This window comes from Marinomonas vaga, assembly GCF_055388305.1.
In genome coordinates this window covers 3,579,984-3,600,851 of sequence record NZ_AP043903.1, presented here as the reverse complement: position 1 = coordinate 3,600,851, position 20,868 = coordinate 3,579,984, and the positions used below count along the sequence as shown (strand labels likewise).

Here is a 20,868-nt window from a genome sequence, read left to right as displayed (position 1 = left end):
ATTAGGCCATGGTGCGGGTTAATTTGGCTGGCGGGTTATAAAACTCTCCGTAAGGGCCGTTAAAGTTTGGCTGAGGCCTTTTAAATTATCTGCTTCGATCACGGATTCTCGGTTTGCGGTTGTGGTTTGATCTGCCAAGTGGCGCACCGTTTCAACTTTGCAGTTGATCTCGTTAGCGACTAAAGCCTGTTGCTCTGCGGCGGTGGCGATTTGTTGATTCATATCTTGCACCTGGCTCATTTGCTCTGTGATATTTTCGAAGAGCATGAGTACCGTTTTAGCTTGGTCTGCGTTTTTAATGGATTGATTTCGGCTGGTTTGGATTTGCTCTAGAGAGGCCTGGGCGCCACTTTGCAGTTCGTCAACCAGTTGCTCTATCTCTAGGGTTGAGGCTCGAGTGCGAAAGGCTAGGTCACGAACTTCTTCCGCTACTACGGCAAACCCTCGACCGGATTCTCCAGCTTTGGTGGCCTCAATTGCGGCGTTTAGGGCGAGTAGGTTGGTTTGTTCTGCCACCGCTGTAATGACCTCCAAAATACTGCCCACATTATCTGAGCAGTGTTTGAGGGATGCCATGGTGTCTTGGGTGGTGTTCAGTTCCGTTGCTAGGTTGGTAATTTGTGCGACGGTGGATTTCACCAATAAATAGCCTTGGTTAACGAGATCATCGGTTCTATTCGTGGCGATAGCGGCTGTGTCTGCATTTCGGGCGACTTCTGCCACAGTGGAGGACATCTGATTAATCGCCGTGGCGACTTGATCTGTCTCGTCTCGTTGGGCTTTCATCATGGCTTGGTTGTCGTTGGCAATGGAGGTTAGCTGTTGGCTTGTTGTGCCCAACTGGCTCACGCTGTTGGTGACTTGAGATATGAGGTTGTTTAAGGAAACACTCATATTGCCCATCTTGTTATACAGTTTACCCAGTTCATCAGAGCGGTGGGTTTGGAAAGTTTGGCTTAGATCCCCTTGGGAGATAGTGTCTACAGCACCCATTAGCTCTTTTAAGGGGATGACAATCATGCGTTGGATAGACCAAGCAAAAAAGCCGCCAATCAAGATTGCCAAAAGGGTAACAATCACTAAGGTGGTCCGTACCTTGTCCCATAGGTGCTGACTGACTTGCTGCTGGTAGCGTCCCAGCTCGATCATTTTGGCACTCATGGTTTCAGACAAACGGAGCATCATATCGCTGTTTTCTTCCGTTTCACGCTTAAGTTCAGGGGTTCTCATCAGCAACTGGGAGTATTCATCAAACAGTTGTAATACCGCGTGCTGACTTAACTGCGCTGGGCCCCTGAGGGACAGGCGTTTTAAGTCTGACGCTATATTGGGGATGTGCTCTTGAATCACTGTGATAGGCACTGCACGATTCTTCCTCACATATTCAGAGATAATATCGGCGGACTGGTGAACGTTTTTAGACATGTAAAGGGTCGTTACCATCGCCTCTATTTCTCCAGCGTTACGTAATCGCTCTAGCAAGTGATCCACTTCTTGATAGATATGTTTGCGTTTAGTATTGATCTTTTGGACCGTTTGATTCCACTCTTGCTGGGTGCGATAAAAGCGGGCGAAGATGGTTTTGTACTCCTCTAGGCTGTTTGTCGCCTCCCTAACCAACCGCTGGCTGGTCGGCGAATCATAGCGCTGGTTGGCATCTAGCAGAGCCTCTCTGAGAATGGCTTCTAACACTAGGGTTTTTTCATAGGCTTCTTCGGTGCCGACCTTCAGATACAGTTGGCGCTGTTCACTCAGGGCAATGACGGAATTATCCAGTCGTTCAGATAGGTGGACTTTTTCAGCCCGGTCGAGGAGTGAGTTGATCCCCAAAAGGCTAGTGATAGCGACAATGAGGGTAATAAGTAGAACGAATCCAAAGCCCAACCCGAGCTTGGCTCCGATCGAGCAGTTTTCCATAGGGTTCTTCATGAAAATATCCTTTTTGCATGATGATGTAGGTAACGGGTTTTTATACGTCTCTATGTGTCCTGTATTTCCTCCTGATAGGGCTGATGGATTAAGTATATTTTATTCCTTGGGTTCAGGTTAACCGTTCAGTCTTTCTTTTCGTTTGTCATGGTTGCCGTGATGACCTGACAGGCTTTAGAGCCAGCTTCTCAAATGGGATTCCCCAGTTGCGATAAAAGTATTCGTGAATTTTTTAGTCAGTTTTATTCCCTTTAATTAATGATGTTTTCTTTGGCTGTCATATTGGCTCAAAAAATGGGGTTAATATTATAAAAATAAAACATAGTTACAGATCTAATTATTAGGATTGATTTGTTTTGACTTAAAAAGTTATATCTCTAATGGTTAGATATGGAATGTTTTTAATGGGCTGAAATGTCTATAAATGCTTGATTTTAGGGCGATATGGCTCGATTTTGGAGCAGCATTTTTAGGCTGTATAAATTGTGAATTTAAACTTTTTTTTGATGTTTTTATTATTGTTCTATCTGTTTGATTTGAGCGTTATTTTTTGGTTTTTTAGGCGATTAAATTCAATTCAAACTATTTTATTCGCATTTTACCCTCTTGCAAAAGACGATTTCGTTAATTACTACTTTAGTAACGATGCTATTTCTTTATGGTTTTCAGGAGGGATGAATGTCCAGCCCATGGCAAGAGACAATCGATTTTGCAGAAACGGTGCGCAAAACATTGCACACTCACCCGGAGCTAAGTTGGCAAGAAACCAATACTGCCGCTCTGGTGCGCGCTAAGCTGGATGAGCTGAATATCCCATGGCGAGCGTGTGCCAAAACCGGCACGGTAGCCTACCTTCGAAAAGACGCTGAAGGCCCAGCCATAGCGCTCCGAGGGGATATGGACGCACTGCCAATCCAAGAACAAACTGGCAAGGCTTGGCAGTCTGAGCATCCGGGCTGTATGCATGCCTGTGGCCATGATGGGCACACTGCAACCTTGCTCGCCACGGCTCGTTGGTTGAAGCAACATGAGCAGGATCTGCCACAACCTGTGGTGTTGATTTTTCAACCTGCAGAGGAGGGATTCCACGGTGCCAGAGAGATGATCAAAGATGGGGCACTGGATGGTGTCGGTGAAATCTATGGTTGGCACAATTGGCCCGCGCTGCCTTACGGAGCCATTGCCTGCCCAGACGATATTGTTATGTGTGGTAACGGCACCTTCGAGATGACGTTTCATGGGCGCGGAGGTCATGCCAGTCAACCGGAATTGTGCGCTGATCCTTTGTTAGCTGCCAGCGCGGTGAACGTGGCTTTGCAACAGATTGTGAGCCGTCGCATTGCCCCGCAGGCCACAGCTGTCATCAGCGTGACTCAAATCCATGGGGGCACAGCACCGACGGTCATTCCTGAAACGGCGAATTTGTCTGGGAGCATCCGAGTCCCAGATGAAACCACACGAGAAAAGCTTAATCAGCACATCACCGATGTGGCCACTCAAACCGCTGCCGCCTATGGTGTCACTTGTGAGGTGGTTCATGATATGCGCTACCAAGCCACCATCAATCACGCAGCGCCAGCCACACGTGCACGTCAAATTTGGACATCCCTTTACGGCGATGAGGCACTCAAGCATGGACAGGCGTTGCCCATTATGGCGTCAGAAGATTTTAGTTATTACTTGCAGGCCATTCCAGGCTGCTTTGCCTTAATCGGCAGTGATGATGGTCAAGGCCATGATGTGCCTTGCCACAGTCCTCATTACGATTTTAATGATCGTTTAATTCCAGATGTTTGCCGCTGGTTCAGCCAGTTGGCGGGTCTTTCCCAACCATAAACTACCAAGCTGCTATAGGAGGCGGTATGAGTATTTTTGAACAACGAGAATCCAGTATTCGAGCCTATGCTCGCACGTATCCTACGGTTTTTGTTACGGCAAAGAACGCCCGTCAGGTAGACGATAAAGGCAAGGAGTACATTGACTTCTTCGCTGGTGCAGGGGTATTGAACTTTGGCCATAACAACGAGCGCATGGTGAAGGCCATGGTGGATTACATGCAAAATGATGGCGTGCTTCACAGTTTGGATATGCAAACGGATGCCAAAGCACGCTTCATGCAGAAATTCACCGATGTGATCCTGACGCCACGGAACATGCCTCACAAAATGCAGTTTATGGGGCCAACTGGGACCAATGCGGTGGAAGCGGCGATGAAGCTAGCCCGCAGAGCGACAGGTCGACATCAAGTGGTGGCGTTTAGTGCTGGTTTTCATGGCATGACCTTGGGTGCTTTGGCCGCTACGGCGAATCAATACTTCCGTCAAGCGGCAGGGGTTCCACTGCTGCATGTGAGTCATGAGCTGTTTGATCAGGCCCATGACCCAGAAGCTGCCCTTCAAGGTTTGGAACAATTGGCAGAACAATACCGAGATCCGTCCAGTGGGGTAGAGCCACCAGCGGCGTTCTTGGTAGAGACCATCCAAGCAGAAGGTGGGGTGAACGTTGCCAGCACTGGGTGGATGCAAGCACTAGAAAAGTTAGCCAAGGAATTCGGATCCATTCTAATTGTGGACGATATTCAGGTGGGCTGTGGTCGTACCGGTTCGTATTTTAGTTTTGATGACATGGGGATTAATCCTGACATCATCACCTTGGCCAAAGGTATTGGCGGTGTCGGAACACCAATGGCCATGAACTTGGTTCATCCTGATTTAGATAAACACTGGTCGCCTGGTGAGCACACGGGGACTTTCCGTGGGCAAAACTTGTCCTTCATTGCGGGTGCGGAAGCTCTTTCTTACTTCGAAGACGATACCCTGATGAGTGCTGTGGATGTGAAAGCGCAGTTAGTACGAGATGTTCTAGGGCCATTAGTGGATGAAAAGAGTGTACAGGAGATTCGCGGTCGCGGTTTGATTTTAGGGCTCGATATGGGCAGCGGCGAAGTCGCCGCTAAAGTCGTACAACGCTGCTTTAAGCAAGGCTTGATGCTTGGTGCCTGTGGCAGTGGTGGTCGGGTATTGAAGATTATTCCGCCACTTACTATCCCAGAAGCGGATTTAACCGAAGGACTTGAGATTTTGAAAGACGCAGTGCGTTTCGTAATGGAGGAAGCCGCATGATTGAACGTGATGACATGACCTTTTCGTACAATGAGTTTCAACGCCGTTTAGGGGAATTGCGTAGCCGTATTGCGGAGCGTTGTTTGGATGCGGTGGTGATTACGGACCCAGAAAACATCACCTATTTAACGGATTATCAGACCACAGGATATTCCTTCTTTCAGGCACTGGTAGTGCCCCTAGAGAAAGAGCCATTTATGATCACTCGTGCATTGGAAGAGTCTAATGTTCACGCTCGAACTTGGGTGGAGGTGACGCGGCCTTATCCAGATACGGGGGATGCGATTCAGATGTTGGTGGATGCATTACGTGAGTTTGGTCTGAGTGATAAACGCATTGGCTACGAGCGTAACAGCTACTTCTTCCCTGCGTATCAACAGGACACCATTCATACCACTTTGAAGAACGCCAAGTTGATGGATTGCTTCGGAATTGTCGAGGAAGGGCGCATTTGCAAATCCCAAGAGGAAATTGCCGTTATGCGCCGTGCTGCTCTGGCAACTGAAGCGGGGATGAAAGCTGGCATTGAAATCTGTCAGCCGGGTGTCACGGAAAATGAAATCGCTGCGGAAATCTCTGCTGCTATGTTCCGTGCTGGCGGCGAGACGCCGTCTGTGATGCCCTACGTGACGTCAGGTCCTCGAACCATGATCGGTCATGCCACCTTTGAGGGGCGCAAAGTTCAAGCGGGAGAACATGTTTTCTTGGAAGTGGGAGGCTGTTATCGCCGTTACCATACCGCCATGATGCGTACTGTGATCCTAGGGGAATTGTCGGATGCCATGTATCAGTCCCAAGAGGTTATGAAGCGAGCGTTAAATGAGATTCATCGCATGGTTCAGCCTGGCATGACAGTGTCAGACGTGGACAATTTAGTGCGCAATATCATTATGGACAATCAAGTGGGAGCGCGCCTGATCACCCGCTCGGGTTACTCCATTGGCATCGCTTTCCCGCCAAGCTGGGACGAAGGTTACATCATCAGCCTTAAGCAGGGGGATTCGTCGATCCTCAAACCGGGCATGACCTTCCATATGATTCCTTGGATGTGGGGCATTGAAGGAGACAAAACCTGTGGTATTTCAGACACCATTGAAATCACCGAAGACGGGTGTCGTTCCTTCTTTACTTTAGATCGAGATTTTGTTGTGAAGCCTACGGTGGCGGAGTCCATTAAGCCAGTTGAAATATTGGCACCTAATGGCCAAAAGGCCTCCACAGAAGTTGTCACTGATACATCTAAAAAATCTAAACGGTCTGCAAAAGCCACCGGCTAGTAAGGAGAGAGGTATGTTACAAGCAACCAATCCTAATAATGGCCAATCGTTAGAAGCGTTTGAGGCGTTAAGCCTAGAACAGGCCAATGGGCTGATTGATCAAGTGGCAGGGGGCTTTGCGGCTTGGCGGGGACAGTCTATTGAACAGCGTAGCGAGATACTTAAATCCGTCGCGACCAAGTTGCGAGAAAATAAGCAGCCTTTGGCAGAGTGGATGGCCCTTGAAATGGGTAAGCCTATGAAAGAAGGCCTTGCAGAAGTGGAAAAGAGCGCTTGGTGTGCGGAATATTACGCCGAGCACGGAGCCGAGTTTCTGGCTCCGGAAACTCTTGCTTCTGATGCTAGCCATAGTTATGTGCAGTACCCTCCATTGGGTACTGTATTGGGCATCTTGCCTTGGAACGCGCCAGTTTGGCTGGCTTTGCGATTCTTAGCCCCCGCTTTGATGGCAGGCAATACTTGTGCCTTGAAAGCGGACCCCAATGTGCCCGCTACAGCTGAAAAACTGGTGGCGTGTTTTCATGAAGCAGGGGTTCCAAAAGATGCTTTGGTTAATCTTGCGGTGGAAAACCAAGTGGCTAAGCAGTTAATCGATCATCCTAAGGTCAAAGCGGTGTCCTTCACTGGCTCCAGCCAAGCAGGTCAAGTTATTGCGGCTCAAGCGGCAGGTGGTTTAAAACCCGCCGTCTTAGAGCTGGGGGGCTCTGACCCTTGCATTGTCATGGCGGATGCAGAGTTAGACAAAGCGCTGGATGTGATTACTCTGTCGCGTATGATCAATGCGGGTCAATCATGCATCGCGGTGAAGCGTTTGTTTGTCGAGGCGTCCATTTATGACACAGTTTGTGAAGCACTGCGACAAAGGTTTGAGCAGGTAAGCTTTGGTGACCCCATGGATGAGACCAAACAGCTAGGCCCCTTGGCACGTGCCGACTTGAGGGATCAACTCCATCGCCAAGTGTCCGATACCATCAAGTCGGGAGCCAAGTGTTTGATTGGCGGTGACCTGCCTAAAACCGATGGGTTCCATTATCCAGCAACCCTCTTGGTGGACGTGGAACCCGGTATGGCGGTGTTCGAAGAAGAAACCTTTGGTCCAGTGCTTAGTGTGACGCCAGTGTCTTCTTTAGATGAGGCACTGACCTTAGCCAATGCCACTGAGTATGGGCTTGGGGCGAGTATCTGGACCACAAGTCAAACGGCCATAGATCAAGCCGTGAACAACTTGGCCTCGGGGCAAATCGCGGTCAATGGCATTGTCAAAAGCGATCCGAGATTGCCTTCTGGAGGCATTGGCAAATCCGGCTATGGTCGAGAGCTTGGCCCCCAAGGCATACGGGAGTTTGTCAACGTACAGCAGGTTTGGATTGGCTAAATCGATTCCAGTATAAGGGCTACGGTGTAGCCCTTTCTTTCAAGCTGAACAGACGTTTTTCTACTTCCACTACGGCATACGCCATGCTGCAGAGCATGATCATAAACAAGGAAATAGCGAGGGGAATGGCCATGCCTAAATCTGATAGCCAAGGTACTATGAATAAAAATGGGTAGTGCAGTAAAAACAGAGGAAAGGACAGATCACTTAAAAACGCTAACCATTTCCCTTTTCCTAGATTCCATTTACACCAAAATTTGCTGCTAACGGTTTGGGCCAGCCAGATCCCTAGGGCAAATTCAAACAGGCGACACAAAGGAAACCAATCTCCCGGCCGCCCAGGCATAAAGCCATATTGACGGTAAAGCCAACCTTCCACTTGATCCAGCATATTTTTGTCTGTGAATGGTAAACCGTATTGCCCCACGTACCAGCGACTAGAAGCGCTGATGAAAAAAAATAGCCCAAGGGTAAGATGAGGGGCACGTCTTAAGCAAGCTGCCAAGAGTGGGAAGATTAAGTACATAGTTAGAATCAAGCCGATAAACCAACTGGGCGGGTTATAAGGCCCACCCCAGAGCCCTATCCAAGCATACAAGCCGGTAACAGAGCCAACGATGTCCAACATAAAGCCATTTGGAAATGGCTCAGGAACGCCGCTCCCTAAGAGCAGTTCCTTCAATAGGTAACCTGAAAAGCAGAAGGGGATGGTGAGCCAATAGATGGGGTAAATGCGTTTTAGCTTTTTCCAGATATAGTGTGTATAGGGGGTGGGGCGTGCCAGACCAGTCAGCCCCGCTAACAACCCAGATAACACTAAAAAAAGCGAAACCCCAACGCCACCTAGGCTCACATAATAGAAGTTTTTAACGCCAAAAAACTGCCCTACATTTGAGTCCAGTAGCTGCCCAAAGTGCGCGACAAACACCAATACGATGGCGAAGATACGAAGCAGATCCAATAAATGTGAGCGTTGCATAATGAGGCCAACCTAGGAATTGATAATTTAGGTTGTACCTCAACGAGATGACAAAATTGTGAGAGGGCGGCTGTTAGGGTTTTACACAGACGAACAAGGCATTGCCTGAGGTTTCGTTCCAAGGTTGCAAGGTGTCGTAATCGTGCTCCAGCACAGTGACCTGGAAATATGGCGCAAGGAGCGCTTGCAGTTGGGCAAAGCTGACCGCCACCATGGGATGGCTGTCGTGCCAGTATTCCACTTTATCCCCTGTGGTTTTGCGAATGCTTAAGCGCAGAGCTTGCTGGTTACCATGGCCTTGATAATACCAGCTTGACGAGAAATCAAATTGACTACCTTGGGACACAGCGGAGTGAGACACTGATAAGGTGTTATCGATATGATCCTTATCCACGGCATTAAAACAAAACACACCACCACTTTTGAGGGCCTTTGCGACGGCAGCAAAGCAGCTGTCTAACGGGGCAAGGTCGCCGCTGTAATGAACGGAATAGAGAAAACAGGTCACTAAATCGACAGTTTCGTTGATCTCGAACTCGCACATGTTTTGCAAAGTGAATTGGGCTTCAGGGCAGCGAATCTGTGCCTGATCTAGCATAGGTTGGTTCAGATCCAAGCCTTGGCATTGGTAGCCATATTCTAGGAAATGGCGAAGGTGTGGACCCGTGCCGCAAGCCAGATCTAAATGGCTCATACCTTGGTTGCCAAACACCTGGTGAATGCGTCGAACGCCTTCGCTTTGGGATTGATAATTGATGTCGGCACACATCAAATCATAGTAGGCGGACAAGTCCGTGTATAAGGCGTTTTCGGACATAAGCCAGCCCCTAATAACAGGTCAAATTGAAAACGCGAATAGTAGCTTTGAGTGTTGTGAAAAGCTATGAAAAACTGCTCAAATCAACTTAATTTGTAGGGATAGTGCAGTTATATTGATCATGACTCAGCAGGCAAAATAGCCTTGATCAACGATGGACTGTAGCGCGTCAAAGTAATTTTCCACATATTGGGTGAGAGCACCAATAATCGTCTCCTGGAAGCATGCCAAAAAAATCCCTACTAGGAATAGGATTACGAACAGTTTTGAATGTTCAGTAAAGTGGTGAATCACGTTGGACATGCCATGGATACTCAATGATTGATCTGTTTTCACGTACCCTTCATAGGGTGTCGTATTGTAAAAGACTAGTGTAGCGCATTCTTTTAACTCTCTCTCATTTTCACACTACATCGTTTCTGGAAGGCAAATGGTAAGGAATATTTTACAATTATCCACTACATTAGAATATGTTTATGTGGTTATTTTATAGCAAGTTTAACGCCCCACACACTAGGTAGTGTCTATGAAGGAACAGCCTTCAACGTTTCGAATGTATTTCTACAGCATGATAGTGATTGTCGGCTTGCTATGGCTTGGTCTTGTGCTTTTAATTGTCGAGCAGGGACGATATCAAGCCACGGTTGAGAAGCGTGATAAATCCCTTCGACTGGTAGAAGAATTACAACAGTCTTCAGCAGATTTAGCTAAGCTGGTGCGCACCTATATCATCAGCGAAAATCCCGTCTACAAAGAGCAATTCTTTTCTATCATTGATATTCGAGATGGGGAAAGCCCTCGCCCCAAAAACTACAATAATGCCTATTCCGACCAAAGGGTTGCCGAGCCTGAAAGCCACTCGACTCAAGAATATCTTGAGCCTCGCCCTCTATTGGAGCTACTTGGAGAAGTAGGGCTGACAGCTCAAGAGCTCCATAATCTGTATCAAGCAAAACAGAACTCGGATCTGTTGGTAGCCGTGGAGCGGAAAGCTATGGAAATGGTGGATGCCAATGTCTCAAATGATATGGCGACCCGCAGAGAAGCATTTTTGCTCTTAGCAGATGACTATTTTGTCCGTGTCAAAGCCGACATCATGGGAACCATCGCTGACACCAAACAAATGATTTTTGATCGTACTCAACAAGAAGTCGATCAAGCAAATCAGCGTTTGAATTGGGCGACCGGAGGGTTGGTTGCCTTAGGAGTCGCCTTGGTATTCTTAATGTTTAAGCTTGGGAAACAGGTGTCCAACACGATTGGCTGTTCCATCCCTGAATTACAGCGCACTATTAAGGAGTTGGGTAGGGGGAAGTTTGTTACGCCGATAAAGCAGTATGATGATACGGATAATAGTGTGATCGGTTGGTTGTCGCGCACTCAACAACAGCTTGCGGATCTTAATTTAGAGCATTTCCGTGCCATCGTCGGTTCGTCTGATGATGCCATTATCAGTAAAGATTTAAACGGGATTATTGCCAGCTGGAACCGAGCTGCGGAAACGGTGTTTGGCTACACCGCTGAGGAAATTATTGGCAAGCCCATGACAACCATAATCCCAAAAGAGCGTTTGTATGAAGAGCCTGAGATCCTCTCTAAGATCGCCAGAGGTGAAAAGGTTGATCATTTTGAAACACAGCGAGTGAGAAAAGATGGTCGTCTAGTGGATGTGTCCGTGACGATTTCACCTATGTATGATCCAGATGGAAAAGTTATTGGTGCTTCCAAGATTGCACGGGATATTACTTCAGCAAAAGTCGCTAAGGCGGAAATCCAACGGCTGGCCTACTTTGATAATCTTACTGGATTGGCAAACCGAGCCTATCTGGATGAAGCTTTACCTGAGGCCATACAGCGAGTTGCTCAAAAAGAGTCGTGCTTAGCGGTGTTGTTTGTTGATTTGGATAACTTTAAGCCCCTTAACGACCAGCATGGCCATAGCGCTGGAGATTTGTTGCTGCAACAGTTTGCGACCCGTTTAAACAACAGTATTGACCATAATGATATTGCGGCCCGCTTTGGTGGAGATGAATTCATTGTCGTGATGGAGCGTCCTTTTGATCACGAGCATCTGTCTTTTGAATGGCTAACCCATGAGCTTGAAGGTCTAGTGTCTTATTTATCGGAACCCTATCAATTACATGAAATCCAGCATCAATCATCCGTGAGTATTGGCGTGATGACCTGTGTGGATGGCAACGCAAGAGCCAATGACTTGATCTTACAAGCTGACCAAGCCATGTATAAGGCCAAAGCGGCAGGCAAAAATGGCTATGCATTTTTATCCCGCCGTATCTATCGCAATGGTTAAAGGCTTTAAGCTTGCTGTTTTCCCGCTTCGATACTCTTTTGAATGATGGGAGAAATCGTAGAGCCTTGAACGATGATTGAGAAAATCACCACCACGTAGGTGATCATCACCATAAGGGTATGGATGTCTGTGCCGTTTACGATGAACTGCCCTGTGGGCACGGACGCAGCCATAGCAAGTGCCAATCCTCCACGTAGCCCACCCCAAGTGAGTATTTTTACCGAATGAGCATCGTATTGTCGAAAACGACGGAATGCCTGATAGGGCAGAGAGATGCTGATAAAGCGTGCCAGCAATACCACAGGGATCATTAACACTCCTAAAGCCGCCTGTGCCCAAGTAACAGGCAAGACCACCAATAACAATCCAATCAAGACAAACAAGAGTGAGTTAAGGAAAGCATCCACTGTGTGCCAAAAGTGCGCCAGCGTTTCTTGGCTGTGCTTTGAAAAGCCACTGCCACGGGTTACGTTTCCAATGAAAATGCCACTGACCACCATGGCCAGTGGACCTGAGATGTCCATTACATTGGCAAAAGCATAACCTGCGGTGGGGATACAAAGTGTGACCAGCAGCTCAATGCTGGTGTCATTACTCCGTTTAATCAGCCAATGGGCGATTAGCGCCATTACGAGACCAAAAATGACGCCGCCTACGGCATCCGTCAGGAACAGCTCTGCTATCCCCGTAAAGGTTGGTTCTTCCCCAGAAAATGCCAGCGCAAAGATAGTGGTAAACACGACTAATCCCACACCATCATTAAATAATGACTCGCCTTCCACCTGTACGGAGATGGTATCGGGAGCGTTCATCTTTTTAATAATCGCCAATACCGCAATAGGGTCTGTTGGACTGATTAACGCACCAAACAAAAGGCAGTAAATAAAAGGAACAGACCAGCCAAATAAAGCCAATAGGCCATAGGCGAGGGCACCGACAATAAAGGTCGAGATCAAAGTGGAACCCAATGCCATGATGGCAATTTCCCAACGTTGGTGCCGCAGCAGATGCAGATCGATCTCTAGCGCCCCTGCGAACAACAAAAATCCTAACATGCCGTTAAGCAGTAAGAGGTTGAAGTCAATGTTGGCGATGGCTTGAGTAATCGCGATGGTAAGTTCGTTGTTGGCAAATTGCGTTAACAACATGAGTAAAAAGGAGATAACGACGGAGCCAGTGGTGATGGCGATAGTGGTTTGCAGTTTCAGTACATATTGGTTGGTAAAAGCAATGAATATTGCCACAACCGAGAGTAGGCAGAGAAAGTACCAAGCGTTCATTTGTGTTTCCTGTGAGTAACATGCTTACAACTAAGCACCATCACGATGAGGCATATCTGCGGCGGCGGGTGCTTAGTTTTAAACACGTGAGCGGCGCAAATTATAACTCTGAGCTATAGCTTGGGGAGTCTTTCTTGGTGAGAATCTTAATAAAACATTATTTCTACTAGAGTTTGCAAATAAAGTGCTTTGGAGAGGATACGCGCCCGAAGTTGAGCGCGTAGGTTAGCGTATTAGGCTTCTGACAAGGCTGCGTAAGCCACCATAAAAGCGCTTTCTTGAAAGCCTTTTAGACCGGTTGCAGCAAAGGTAATTGGGAGCGGATTTTGCTTGATGATTTCTTTCATGGAAGCGTTGTTCATAAGCTCCACAGTCAGCTCAGGAATGAGTTGAATCGCGGCTTCAATCTTAAAGCCTACCGCACCACCGGCAAATTTACCTTTGGTTGGGCGTTCGCGAATCACCACACGGGAGACCTTATAGTCTTCGAATAGTTTTTTTAGCATGAATTGAAACTTGCGCAGGCTTTCAGCGTCGTTTGGCCCTTGCAAGGTGTGACGTACTTTTCGGCAATCCGCAATTTGAAATAGGCCGTCTTGTTTAGAAAGTAAGCAGAGAATCACTTCGCTGCCTTTGATTTCGATGCCACAGGTAATCATAGAATGGATCCTAGAGGTGAGTATTGCCCCATTATCTCACAATTCATGGCCAACAATGGCATAATGTGCCACGACTAAATCATTTAAGTGAGACACCATGGCCAGAGGACGCCCCTCAAAAAAAGGACTGATCGCTACTGCTGCGTCGAGTCTGTTTCGTGTGTCTGGTTATCAAGGCACCAGCATTGACCAAGTAGTCGCCACGGCAGAAGTCTCCAAGCCCACTGTGTATAGCAACTTTCCGTCCAAACTGCTCCTGTGGCAAGAGGTGTTGCGCCTTTTGATCAGCGCCAGCGATACCGAACTGCATACTCTAAGGGAGAGCTTAGCGGCCTCTGGATCTAGCTTTACGGAAGGCTGGATTCGCCTTTGGCATGCTTGGGCAGACAACCCTGATCGGATTGCTGCCTATCGCATTCATTGGGGGGAGGCTCACAAACTCACGGAAGATGAGCAACTACTATTTAAGGGGTTAGAAGAAGTCCTAATCCAACATTTATCCCATTGGATGAATCAACATCAGATACCAGAGGTTTTGTTTCCGCAGCTGATGGCCTTAAGCCGAGAGGCATGTCTTATTTCAAAGCTGGCGGAACCTTGCTATTCCCATCCTGATTTGACATTGCAAATAGAGCAATGCATCGCACCTTAAACAGAAGCCCTGTGCTTACTGGGATTGAATACCCAGTATTTCGCTAGAGCAAAGTTCACACAATGACCCACCATGATACCTGGGATCATGGCCAGTACAGGTGCAAATGGGAACGCCTGATGAGTTTGATAAAAGCCAGTGCTCACCGTCCACCAGTAGATCCCCACATTCGGTAACATGCCCAATAATGACGCAATGGTGAAATGGGTCGCTTCTCTGAGTTTGGCATCCAGAGTAGCGTGGTCTTTAAAGGTGTAGATGCGATGAAAGATCCAGTTGCTCAGCACTGCCGCTGCAAAGGCAAGGACACGGGCTAGCACCAGAGGGAGTTTGTCTGCCAGCAGCCACATGACGACCACGTCAATGGCGAAGCTAACAAGCCCCACAAGACTGAATTGAAAAAACTGTCGAATAGAAGAAGTTGTCATGGTTGCCAGCATAACCAGCAACCATGAAGTATTTGTGACGGTTAGACTTTTAAACGGTTAGCGAAAAACGCAAAGATGCTACCTAGGGCACAAATGATCAGCACTAAACCGATTAAGCCATAAATACCAAATAAGGTAATAGCTGTGGCAAAACTTGGTGGCCCGATAGTGGCACCAAGGTTGCCTAACTGAGCAATCAAACCATAGCCGTTGGCTTGTTCGTGACTGTCTCGCGCAAGTTTTGGAATCATGGACAAGGCAGCACCAGGGATCAGTCCAGCGAACAAAATCATTTGGGCAATAATGATGGCAAACACACTCGGAGTATCTAAGAATTGGCTCAGCAATAGGGCACCTATGGCAAGGCCCACATAGGCTAACTGCGCCACCCGTTGAGGGCGCATGACATACTGCGACAGGGTGCCAGCTATGAAGGTTCCTGCAGTACTCATCAGGGGAAGCAGTACTTGCATAGTGGTTCTTAGGGTCGGTGACTCAATGGAATGAGGGATATAGGTCAGCAGGGACACCAGTGTGCAGGTATAAAACAAAAAGACTAACCCAGGTAACAGGGAACGTGGGTTAGAGTAAATTTGCCCTAATTTTTTGAAGTAGCCCACCCCATCACTCGGCTGAGCTGAGCCATAGCGTGACTCATCGCGATTGAGTAGTAATGTTAGTAAAATCGCCATAGAACCAATTAATACGCCATGGGCGAGATACAATCCGCTTATGCTGTATTGCTCCAAAATCATTTTGCCAGCAAAACCGCTGATGGCAAAGGCAACACCAAAGAAAGTACCCCAAAGCCCCATGGTAACTGAGCGGTGTTGTGGTGCGCTCAATTTAGCGATCATGGTTGGCGCTGCGACGACGACACCCAGTTGAGAGAAACCTTCGAGTACCCGTGTCACCAGCACCCATTGGAAGTCTGGCAAGCTGGCTTGTATAAAGGACATCACCGCCCCCAGAGATAAGGCGCCGATTAAAACTTTTCGGTAGCCAATTCGGCCCGCTAGCATGCCCGCTGTGACACCAAATATTAAGCCTATAACACCCACTACAGAGATGGCTGCGCCTGTCATAGTAGGGCTGGTTTGATAGTAGTCTTGCAGCTCGTTGAAAGAGAGAGAGAATTTCGCAAATTGCATGGCAGCGCTAACGCCTGCAATCCAAAGAATAATGACTTCGAGCCAACGGGTGTGCTCGGTATTTGGCTGGGTAGTGCTCATGAGAAGACGTCCATTATCGTTGAAATAGGCATAGAATCAATGACAGTGCCTGAAAATAGGCGCCGATTATAAACCGTATGGTCAAAGAAAGTTAGGGCTGAATCGGGTAAGTTTTAAGGCTTATTGGGTACTGGGTAATTCGCTTATGGCGTAATTTGTAACAAGATATGCCCAGTTTTGTGATTTGTCAGATTGAGCGCATTTGTCATGATAAATAGATTCTTTACCGACTTTGGCATATGAGGATCGTGTTTCATGGGGCATAAAAATAATCATTACCCTAATTTATTTGAGCCGCTGGACTTAGGCTTTACCACCCTTAAAAATCGTGTGTTGATGGGCTCCATGCATACGGGATTAGAGGAAAAAGACAAGGACGGCTCCCGCTTAGCAGCCTTCTATGCTGAACGGGCAAAAGGGGGCGTCGGGCTGATCGTCACAGGGGGCTACAGTCCCAATGCAGAAGGCTCACCTTACCCCATGCCCTATGAAAAGCCCCAGTTGCCTGCCCATCAAAAAGTGACGACAGCTGTGCATCAAGCCGGAGGTAAAATCTGTCTGCAAATCCTCCATACGGGCCGTTACGCCTTTCATCCTAAGCTAGTGGCTCCGTCAGCCATTCAAGCTCCCATTAATAAATTCACTCCTGCTGAACTCACCGAAGACCAAATAGAAAAGCAGATAGCCGACTTTGTCGAGCTGGCTTTGTTTGCCCAACAGGCGGGCTACGATGGGGTAGAGGTGATGGCGTCTGAGGGGTATTTACTCAACCAGTTTATCGCTACCCGAACCAATCAGCGTCAGGATGAATGGGGCGGAGACTATGACAACCGTATTCGTATGGCGGTGGCGGTGGTGCAGCGGATTCGAGCTGCCGTAGGGACAGATTTTATTATCATCTTTCGTTTATCCATGTTGGATTTGATCGAAGGGGGGTCTTCGGCGGAGGAGATTATTCAATTAGGCCAAGCGGTTGAAAGGGCCGGTGCGACCATCATTAACACGGGAATAGGCTGGCATGAAGCGCGTATTCCAACCATTGCTACCTGTGTTCCCAGAGGCGGATTTGCTTGGGTAACGGCTTCCTTCAAAGAGCATTTTTCTATACCTGTGGTGGCTACTAATCGTATCAATACGCCTGAGGTGGCCGAAGGCATTCTTGCCCGTGGTGAATCCGATATGGTGTCCATGGCGCGGCCATTTTTGGCAGACCCAGCGTTTGTGGCCAAAGCCGAGGCGGGTCAAGGGGATCGCATCAATACCTGTATCGGTTGTAACCAAGCGTGCTTGGACCATGTCTTTGTGGGTAAAACCGCCAGTTGCTTAGTGAACCCGTTCGCCTGCCATGAAACGGAATGGGTGAAAACGCCAACGGATCAAGTTAAAAAAGTCGTGGTTGTTGGTGCAGGACCCGCAGGATTAGCGGCCGCGACTACTGCCGCAGAGCGAGGTCATCAGGTCACATTAATTGATGGTGCCCATGAAATTGGCGGTCAATTTAATATCGCGAAAACCATCCCAGGTAAGTCAGAGTTCGATGAAACCTTGCGCTACTTCCGTCACCGTTTAGCAGATCTTAACGTGACACTAAGTTTGGGGGCGAGAGTAGATGCTGCCATGCTCAACAGTATGGATGTGGATGAGGTGGTCATTGCTACAGGGATTCAACCTCGCACCCTGGACATTGAAGGTATAGACCACCCAAGTGTACTGAGCTACCTAGATGTACTGCGGGAGCATAAACCCGTTGGCAAACGTGTTGCTCTTATTGGTGCTGGCGGTATTGGTTTTGATGTGGCGGAATACTTGATGCATGAACACCCAGAGCAAACACCAAGCGTAGCGGGCTTTACCAAAGAATGGGGGATTGACCAGTCCTTGCAAGCTCGAGGTGGCATAGAGAATGTCCCAGCAGAACCGGTTGCTGGGCATCGGGAAATGTATTTACTGCAACGAAAAACCTCAAAAGTGGGTGCGGGGCTAGGTAAAACCACGGGTTGGATTCATCGCACTCAACTTAAAAATGGTGGTGTAAGAATGTTGTCCGGTTGTACGTATAAGAGAGTAGATGATCAAGGTCTACACTTAACCTTAGACGGAGAGGATCAATGTCTTCACGTGGACAATGTGATTGTTTGCGCAGGACAAGAGCCGCAAAAGGCGTTAGTGGACGGTCTTAAGCATTCTTATCATGTGATAGGTGGCGCGGATGTTGCGAAAGAGTTGGATGCCAAGCGTGCGATTGCACAAGGGACTAAACTGGCTCTTTCGTTATAAGGAAAGACGTTTTAGAAACGAATCCACTTTGCGGCCTTTCAACGTACAATAATGAAAACGAATGGGGTAATACCATGAAGTGGACAATGTTACTTGGCTCGGTTTTGGCGTTTGGGACGGTGTTTTCCTTACCTGCCAAGGCAGAAGAGCAAACTATGATCGCAGCAGGCGGTTGTTTTTGGTGTGTAGAATCGGATTTTGAAGCCATTGAAGGGGTGAAGGATGTGGTTTCTGGCTACACGGGTGGCCATGTAGCCAATCCAACCTATCAGCAGGTGTCTTCTAAAGACACGGGTCATTACGAGGCGGTGTTGATTACCTTTGATGATGATGTGGTCAGCTTGCGTGAATTGACCGATTACTTCTGGCGCACCATAGATCCAACGGACCCAGATGGGCAATTCTGTGATAAAGGTGAGCCTTACCGTACCGGATTGTTTTATCAAAACGAGGAACAAAAAGCCGTGTTTGAAGCCTCGTTAGCAGCGGTTAAAGCAGATAAGCCCTTTGAAGCGGACATAGTGACGGAAGTGATGCCGGCGAAAACGTTTTACCTAGCAGAGGACTATCACCAAAATTATTACGAAAACAACTCTTGGCGATACCGTTTCTATCGGGCGAGTTGTGGTCGAGATAATCGTATAGAAGAGTTATGGGGAAGCGTTGCCAGTAAGCAATATCATTAATTGACAAGGTCAACCTAACTTTTCATCAGGCATTTGTTAGACTATCAATACCAAAATGGTTGAGGTCTTTATGAGTGATGTGAAGCTGACACAAGAAGAATTAGATCGTCTTGTGGTTAAGATAAAGCGATATTTTGATGAAGAGTTAGGACAGGACATAGGCGCTTTTGAAGCCCAATTTCTTATCGAGTTTTTCGCGAGGGAAGTGGGGCCAGCCTTTTACAATCAAGGGCTATCTGACGCCCACTCACTGCTAAACGAAAAAGTAGAAGAGCTGAGCTATCAGATTCAAGAACTTGAAAAGCCAATCCTTTAGGGTTGGCTTTTTTAGTATAGACCATGCAATTCTATGAAATCCTTCGCATATCTGTAACAGACAGGGTAAGCTTCGCGCCTTTCCTTTCAATTGAGTACCCCTAATGAGTTTTGAGTCCCTTGGTTTAGATCCGCGCATCCTAAAAGCACTGTCACAGAAAGGGTATACGGAGCCAAGCCCAATCCAGCAACAAGCTATCCCTGTGGTATTGGCTGGTAAAGACCTGATGGCCGCGGCACAAACCGGTACGGGGAAAACTGCTGGCTTTACATTGCCTATTTTGCAGAACCTTTTGAAAGGCAATAAAGCACAAAACAACCAAGTTCGCGTCCTGATCCTGACACCGACCCGTGAATTGGCACAACAAGTGGCTGACAATGTAGCGGAATACAGCGCCCACTTACCTCTGAAAAGTGCTGTGGTGTACGGTGGGGTTAAGATCAACCCACAAATGATGCGTCTGCGAGGTGGTGTCGATGTCTTAGTAGCGACACCGGGACGTCTGCTGGATCTTCATAATCAAAATGCCCTGAAGCTCAATCAACTGGAAGTCCTAGTCTTAGATGAAGCGGATCGCATGCTGGACATGGGCTTTATCCATGACCTTAAACGTATCATGGCTCTTTTGCCTCCTAAGCGACAAAACCTATTGTTCTCTGCGACCTTCTCTGACCCGATTAAAGACTTGGCGACGCGTATCGTCCAAAATCCAGTGGAAGTGTCTGTGGCCCCAGCGAATACCACGGCGAAGACCATTACCCAAGCCATTTATGAAGTGAACAAGGCGGATAAAACTCGTCTGTTAACGCATTTGATAAAGGATCAAGGTTGGGATCAGGTACTGGTATTTTCTAAAACCAAGCATGGTGCGAACCGAATCACCAAAACACTGGAATCAAAAGGCATTAAAGCGGCGGCCATCCATGGTAATAAGGGGCAAGGTGCTCGCACGAAAGCCTTGGCTGACTTCAAATCGGGGGCTATCCAAGCTCTGATCGCCACAGACATTGCGGCCCGCGGCATCGACATTGATCAGCTGCCTAATGTGGTGAACTTTGATTTACCGAAAGTACCGGAAGATTATGTACACCGTATCGGACGTACGGGCCGTGCCGGTGCGACAGGTCATGCGGTCTCTTTCGTGTGCCATGAGGATATTAAAGAGTTGTTTGCCATTGAGCGTGTGATTGGTGAGCTACTTGAGCGTAAGGTGGAAAGAGGCTTTGAACCCACTGAAGCCTTGCCTGCTTCGAAATTGGACACTCGCCCCATCAAACCTAAAAAGCCGAAGAAGCCAAAGAAACCGAAAGGAGAAGGGGAGACAGCCAGTACCACAGGGAACACAGCTCCTGGGAAGCAATCCAACAGCGGTGCTCCAAAGCGTCCTGCACAAGGGAGAGGCCGAGGTAATAATGAAAACCGTAGCGGTCAAGGGCAAAGCCAAAGCAGAGGCAATGCACCCCAAGGGGATACGCCACGTAAACCTCGTGCCCCTCGTCGACGCCCAACGGCTAAGCCTGCCGAGTAA

18 protein-coding genes are annotated in these 20,868 nt (G+C 47.9%); 10 read left to right on the top strand and 8 right to left on the bottom strand.

The window, feature by feature from the left end; all coding sequences use genetic code 11:
• Positions 1-18: 18 nt before the first annotated feature.
• Positions 19-1,929, bottom strand: a complete 1,911-nt coding sequence (locus ACZ5DR_RS16895; RefSeq protein ID WP_377365472.1) for a methyl-accepting chemotaxis protein — start codon at positions 1,927-1,929, stop codon at positions 19-21.
• A 678-nt stretch (positions 1,930-2,607) separates the two neighbouring features.
• Here ACZ5DR_RS16895 and doeB2 point away from each other — a divergent pair.
• The 4 genes from doeB2 to ACZ5DR_RS16875 are packed head-to-tail and all read left to right on the top strand — an operon-like array spanning position 2,608 to position 7,703.
• Positions 2,608-3,765, top strand: a complete 1,158-nt coding sequence (gene doeB2 / locus ACZ5DR_RS16890) for a N(2)-acetyl-L-2,4-diaminobutanoate deacetylase DoeB2 (RefSeq protein WP_377365474.1) — start codon at positions 2,608-2,610, stop codon at positions 3,763-3,765.
• Between the two features lie 26 nt (positions 3,766-3,791).
• Positions 3,792-5,051: an aspartate aminotransferase family protein gene (locus tag ACZ5DR_RS16885; RefSeq protein WP_377365476.1), complete on the top strand. Its 1,260-nt coding sequence runs from the start codon at positions 3,792-3,794 to the stop codon at positions 5,049-5,051.
• Complete coding sequence (gene doeA / locus ACZ5DR_RS16880; protein WP_377365478.1) at positions 5,048-6,328, top strand: ectoine hydrolase; 1,281 nt, start codon at positions 5,048-5,050, stop codon at positions 6,326-6,328. The genes ACZ5DR_RS16885 and doeA overlap by 4 nt, the downstream gene beginning before the upstream one ends.
• A gap of 13 nt (positions 6,329-6,341) precedes the next feature.
• The gene (locus tag ACZ5DR_RS16875; RefSeq protein ID WP_377365480.1) at positions 6,342-7,703 is read left to right on the top strand and encodes an NAD-dependent succinate-semialdehyde dehydrogenase; all 1,362 of its coding nucleotides are present in this window, start codon (positions 6,342-6,344) and stop codon (positions 7,701-7,703) included.
• A 19-nt stretch (positions 7,704-7,722) separates the two neighbouring features.
• On the opposite strand, the gene ACZ5DR_RS16870 is transcribed toward ACZ5DR_RS16875, so the two are convergent.
• The 3 genes from ACZ5DR_RS16870 to ACZ5DR_RS16860 form a co-directional block, all read right to left on the bottom strand.
• Positions 7,723-8,682 carry an acyltransferase family protein gene (locus tag ACZ5DR_RS16870; protein WP_377365482.1) on the bottom strand — a complete coding sequence of 320 codons (960 nt, stop codon included), beginning with the start codon at positions 8,680-8,682 and terminating at the stop codon, positions 7,723-7,725.
• A 73-nt stretch (positions 8,683-8,755) separates the two neighbouring features.
• Positions 8,756-9,499: a class I SAM-dependent DNA methyltransferase gene (locus ACZ5DR_RS16865; protein ID WP_377365484.1), complete on the bottom strand. Its 744-nt coding sequence runs from the start codon at positions 9,497-9,499 to the stop codon at positions 8,756-8,758.
• Positions 9,500-9,625: 126 nt separating this feature from the next.
• Complete coding sequence (locus ACZ5DR_RS16860; protein WP_377365486.1) at positions 9,626-9,835, bottom strand: hypothetical protein; 210 nt, start codon at positions 9,833-9,835, stop codon at positions 9,626-9,628.
• A 190-nt stretch (positions 9,836-10,025) separates the two neighbouring features.
• On the opposite strand from ACZ5DR_RS16860, the gene ACZ5DR_RS16855 reads away from it, so the two are divergent.
• Positions 10,026-11,810: a diguanylate cyclase domain-containing protein gene (locus tag ACZ5DR_RS16855; protein WP_377365488.1), complete on the top strand. Its 1,785-nt coding sequence runs from the start codon at positions 10,026-10,028 to the stop codon at positions 11,808-11,810.
• A 5-nt stretch (positions 11,811-11,815) separates the two neighbouring features.
• Here the strand turns inward: ACZ5DR_RS16855 and ACZ5DR_RS16850 are convergent, their stop codons facing one another.
• Both ACZ5DR_RS16850 and ACZ5DR_RS16845 read right to left on the bottom strand, forming a co-directional pair.
• Complete coding sequence (locus ACZ5DR_RS16850; RefSeq protein ID WP_377365490.1) at positions 11,816-13,090, bottom strand: cation:proton antiporter; 1,275 nt, start codon at positions 13,088-13,090, stop codon at positions 11,816-11,818.
• Between the two features lie 233 nt (positions 13,091-13,323).
• Positions 13,324-13,749, bottom strand: a complete 426-nt coding sequence (locus ACZ5DR_RS16845; protein ID WP_377365492.1) for a DUF3010 family protein — start codon at positions 13,747-13,749, stop codon at positions 13,324-13,326.
• 97 nt (positions 13,750-13,846) lie between these two features.
• Between ACZ5DR_RS16845 and ACZ5DR_RS16840 the strand changes: the two genes are divergently transcribed.
• Positions 13,847-14,401: a TetR/AcrR family transcriptional regulator gene (locus ACZ5DR_RS16840; protein WP_377365494.1), complete on the top strand. Its 555-nt coding sequence runs from the start codon at positions 13,847-13,849 to the stop codon at positions 14,399-14,401.
• On the opposite strand, the gene ACZ5DR_RS16835 is transcribed toward ACZ5DR_RS16840, so the two are convergent.
• Positions 14,398-14,829: a GtrA family protein gene (locus ACZ5DR_RS16835; protein ID WP_377365496.1), complete on the bottom strand. Its 432-nt coding sequence runs from the start codon at positions 14,827-14,829 to the stop codon at positions 14,398-14,400. The genes ACZ5DR_RS16840 and ACZ5DR_RS16835 overlap by 4 nt on opposite strands.
• Before the next feature lie 41 nt (positions 14,830-14,870).
• Entirely contained in the window at positions 14,871-16,061 is a 1,191-nt protein-coding gene (locus tag ACZ5DR_RS16830; RefSeq protein ID WP_377365498.1) for an MFS transporter, read from the bottom strand.
• A gap of 255 nt (positions 16,062-16,316) precedes the next feature.
• On the opposite strand from ACZ5DR_RS16830, the gene ACZ5DR_RS16825 reads away from it, so the two are divergent.
• The 4 genes from ACZ5DR_RS16825 to ACZ5DR_RS16810 all read left to right on the top strand — a co-directional run bounded on the left by ACZ5DR_RS16825 (position 16,317) and on the right by ACZ5DR_RS16810 (position 20,868).
• The gene (locus ACZ5DR_RS16825; protein WP_377365499.1) at positions 16,317-18,338 is read left to right on the top strand and encodes an oxidoreductase; all 2,022 of its coding nucleotides are present in this window, start codon (positions 16,317-16,319) and stop codon (positions 18,336-18,338) included.
• Between the two features lie 74 nt (positions 18,339-18,412).
• Complete coding sequence (msrA, locus tag ACZ5DR_RS16820) at positions 18,413-19,024, top strand: peptide-methionine (S)-S-oxide reductase MsrA (RefSeq protein ID WP_377365501.1); 612 nt, start codon at positions 18,413-18,415, stop codon at positions 19,022-19,024.
• Between the two features lie 70 nt (positions 19,025-19,094).
• Positions 19,095-19,340: a DUF2164 domain-containing protein gene (locus ACZ5DR_RS16815; RefSeq protein WP_377365503.1), complete on the top strand. Its 246-nt coding sequence runs from the start codon at positions 19,095-19,097 to the stop codon at positions 19,338-19,340.
• Positions 19,341-19,443: 103 nt separating this feature from the next.
• Entirely contained in the window at positions 19,444-20,868 is a 1,425-nt protein-coding gene (locus tag ACZ5DR_RS16810) for a DEAD/DEAH box helicase (protein WP_377365504.1), read from the top strand.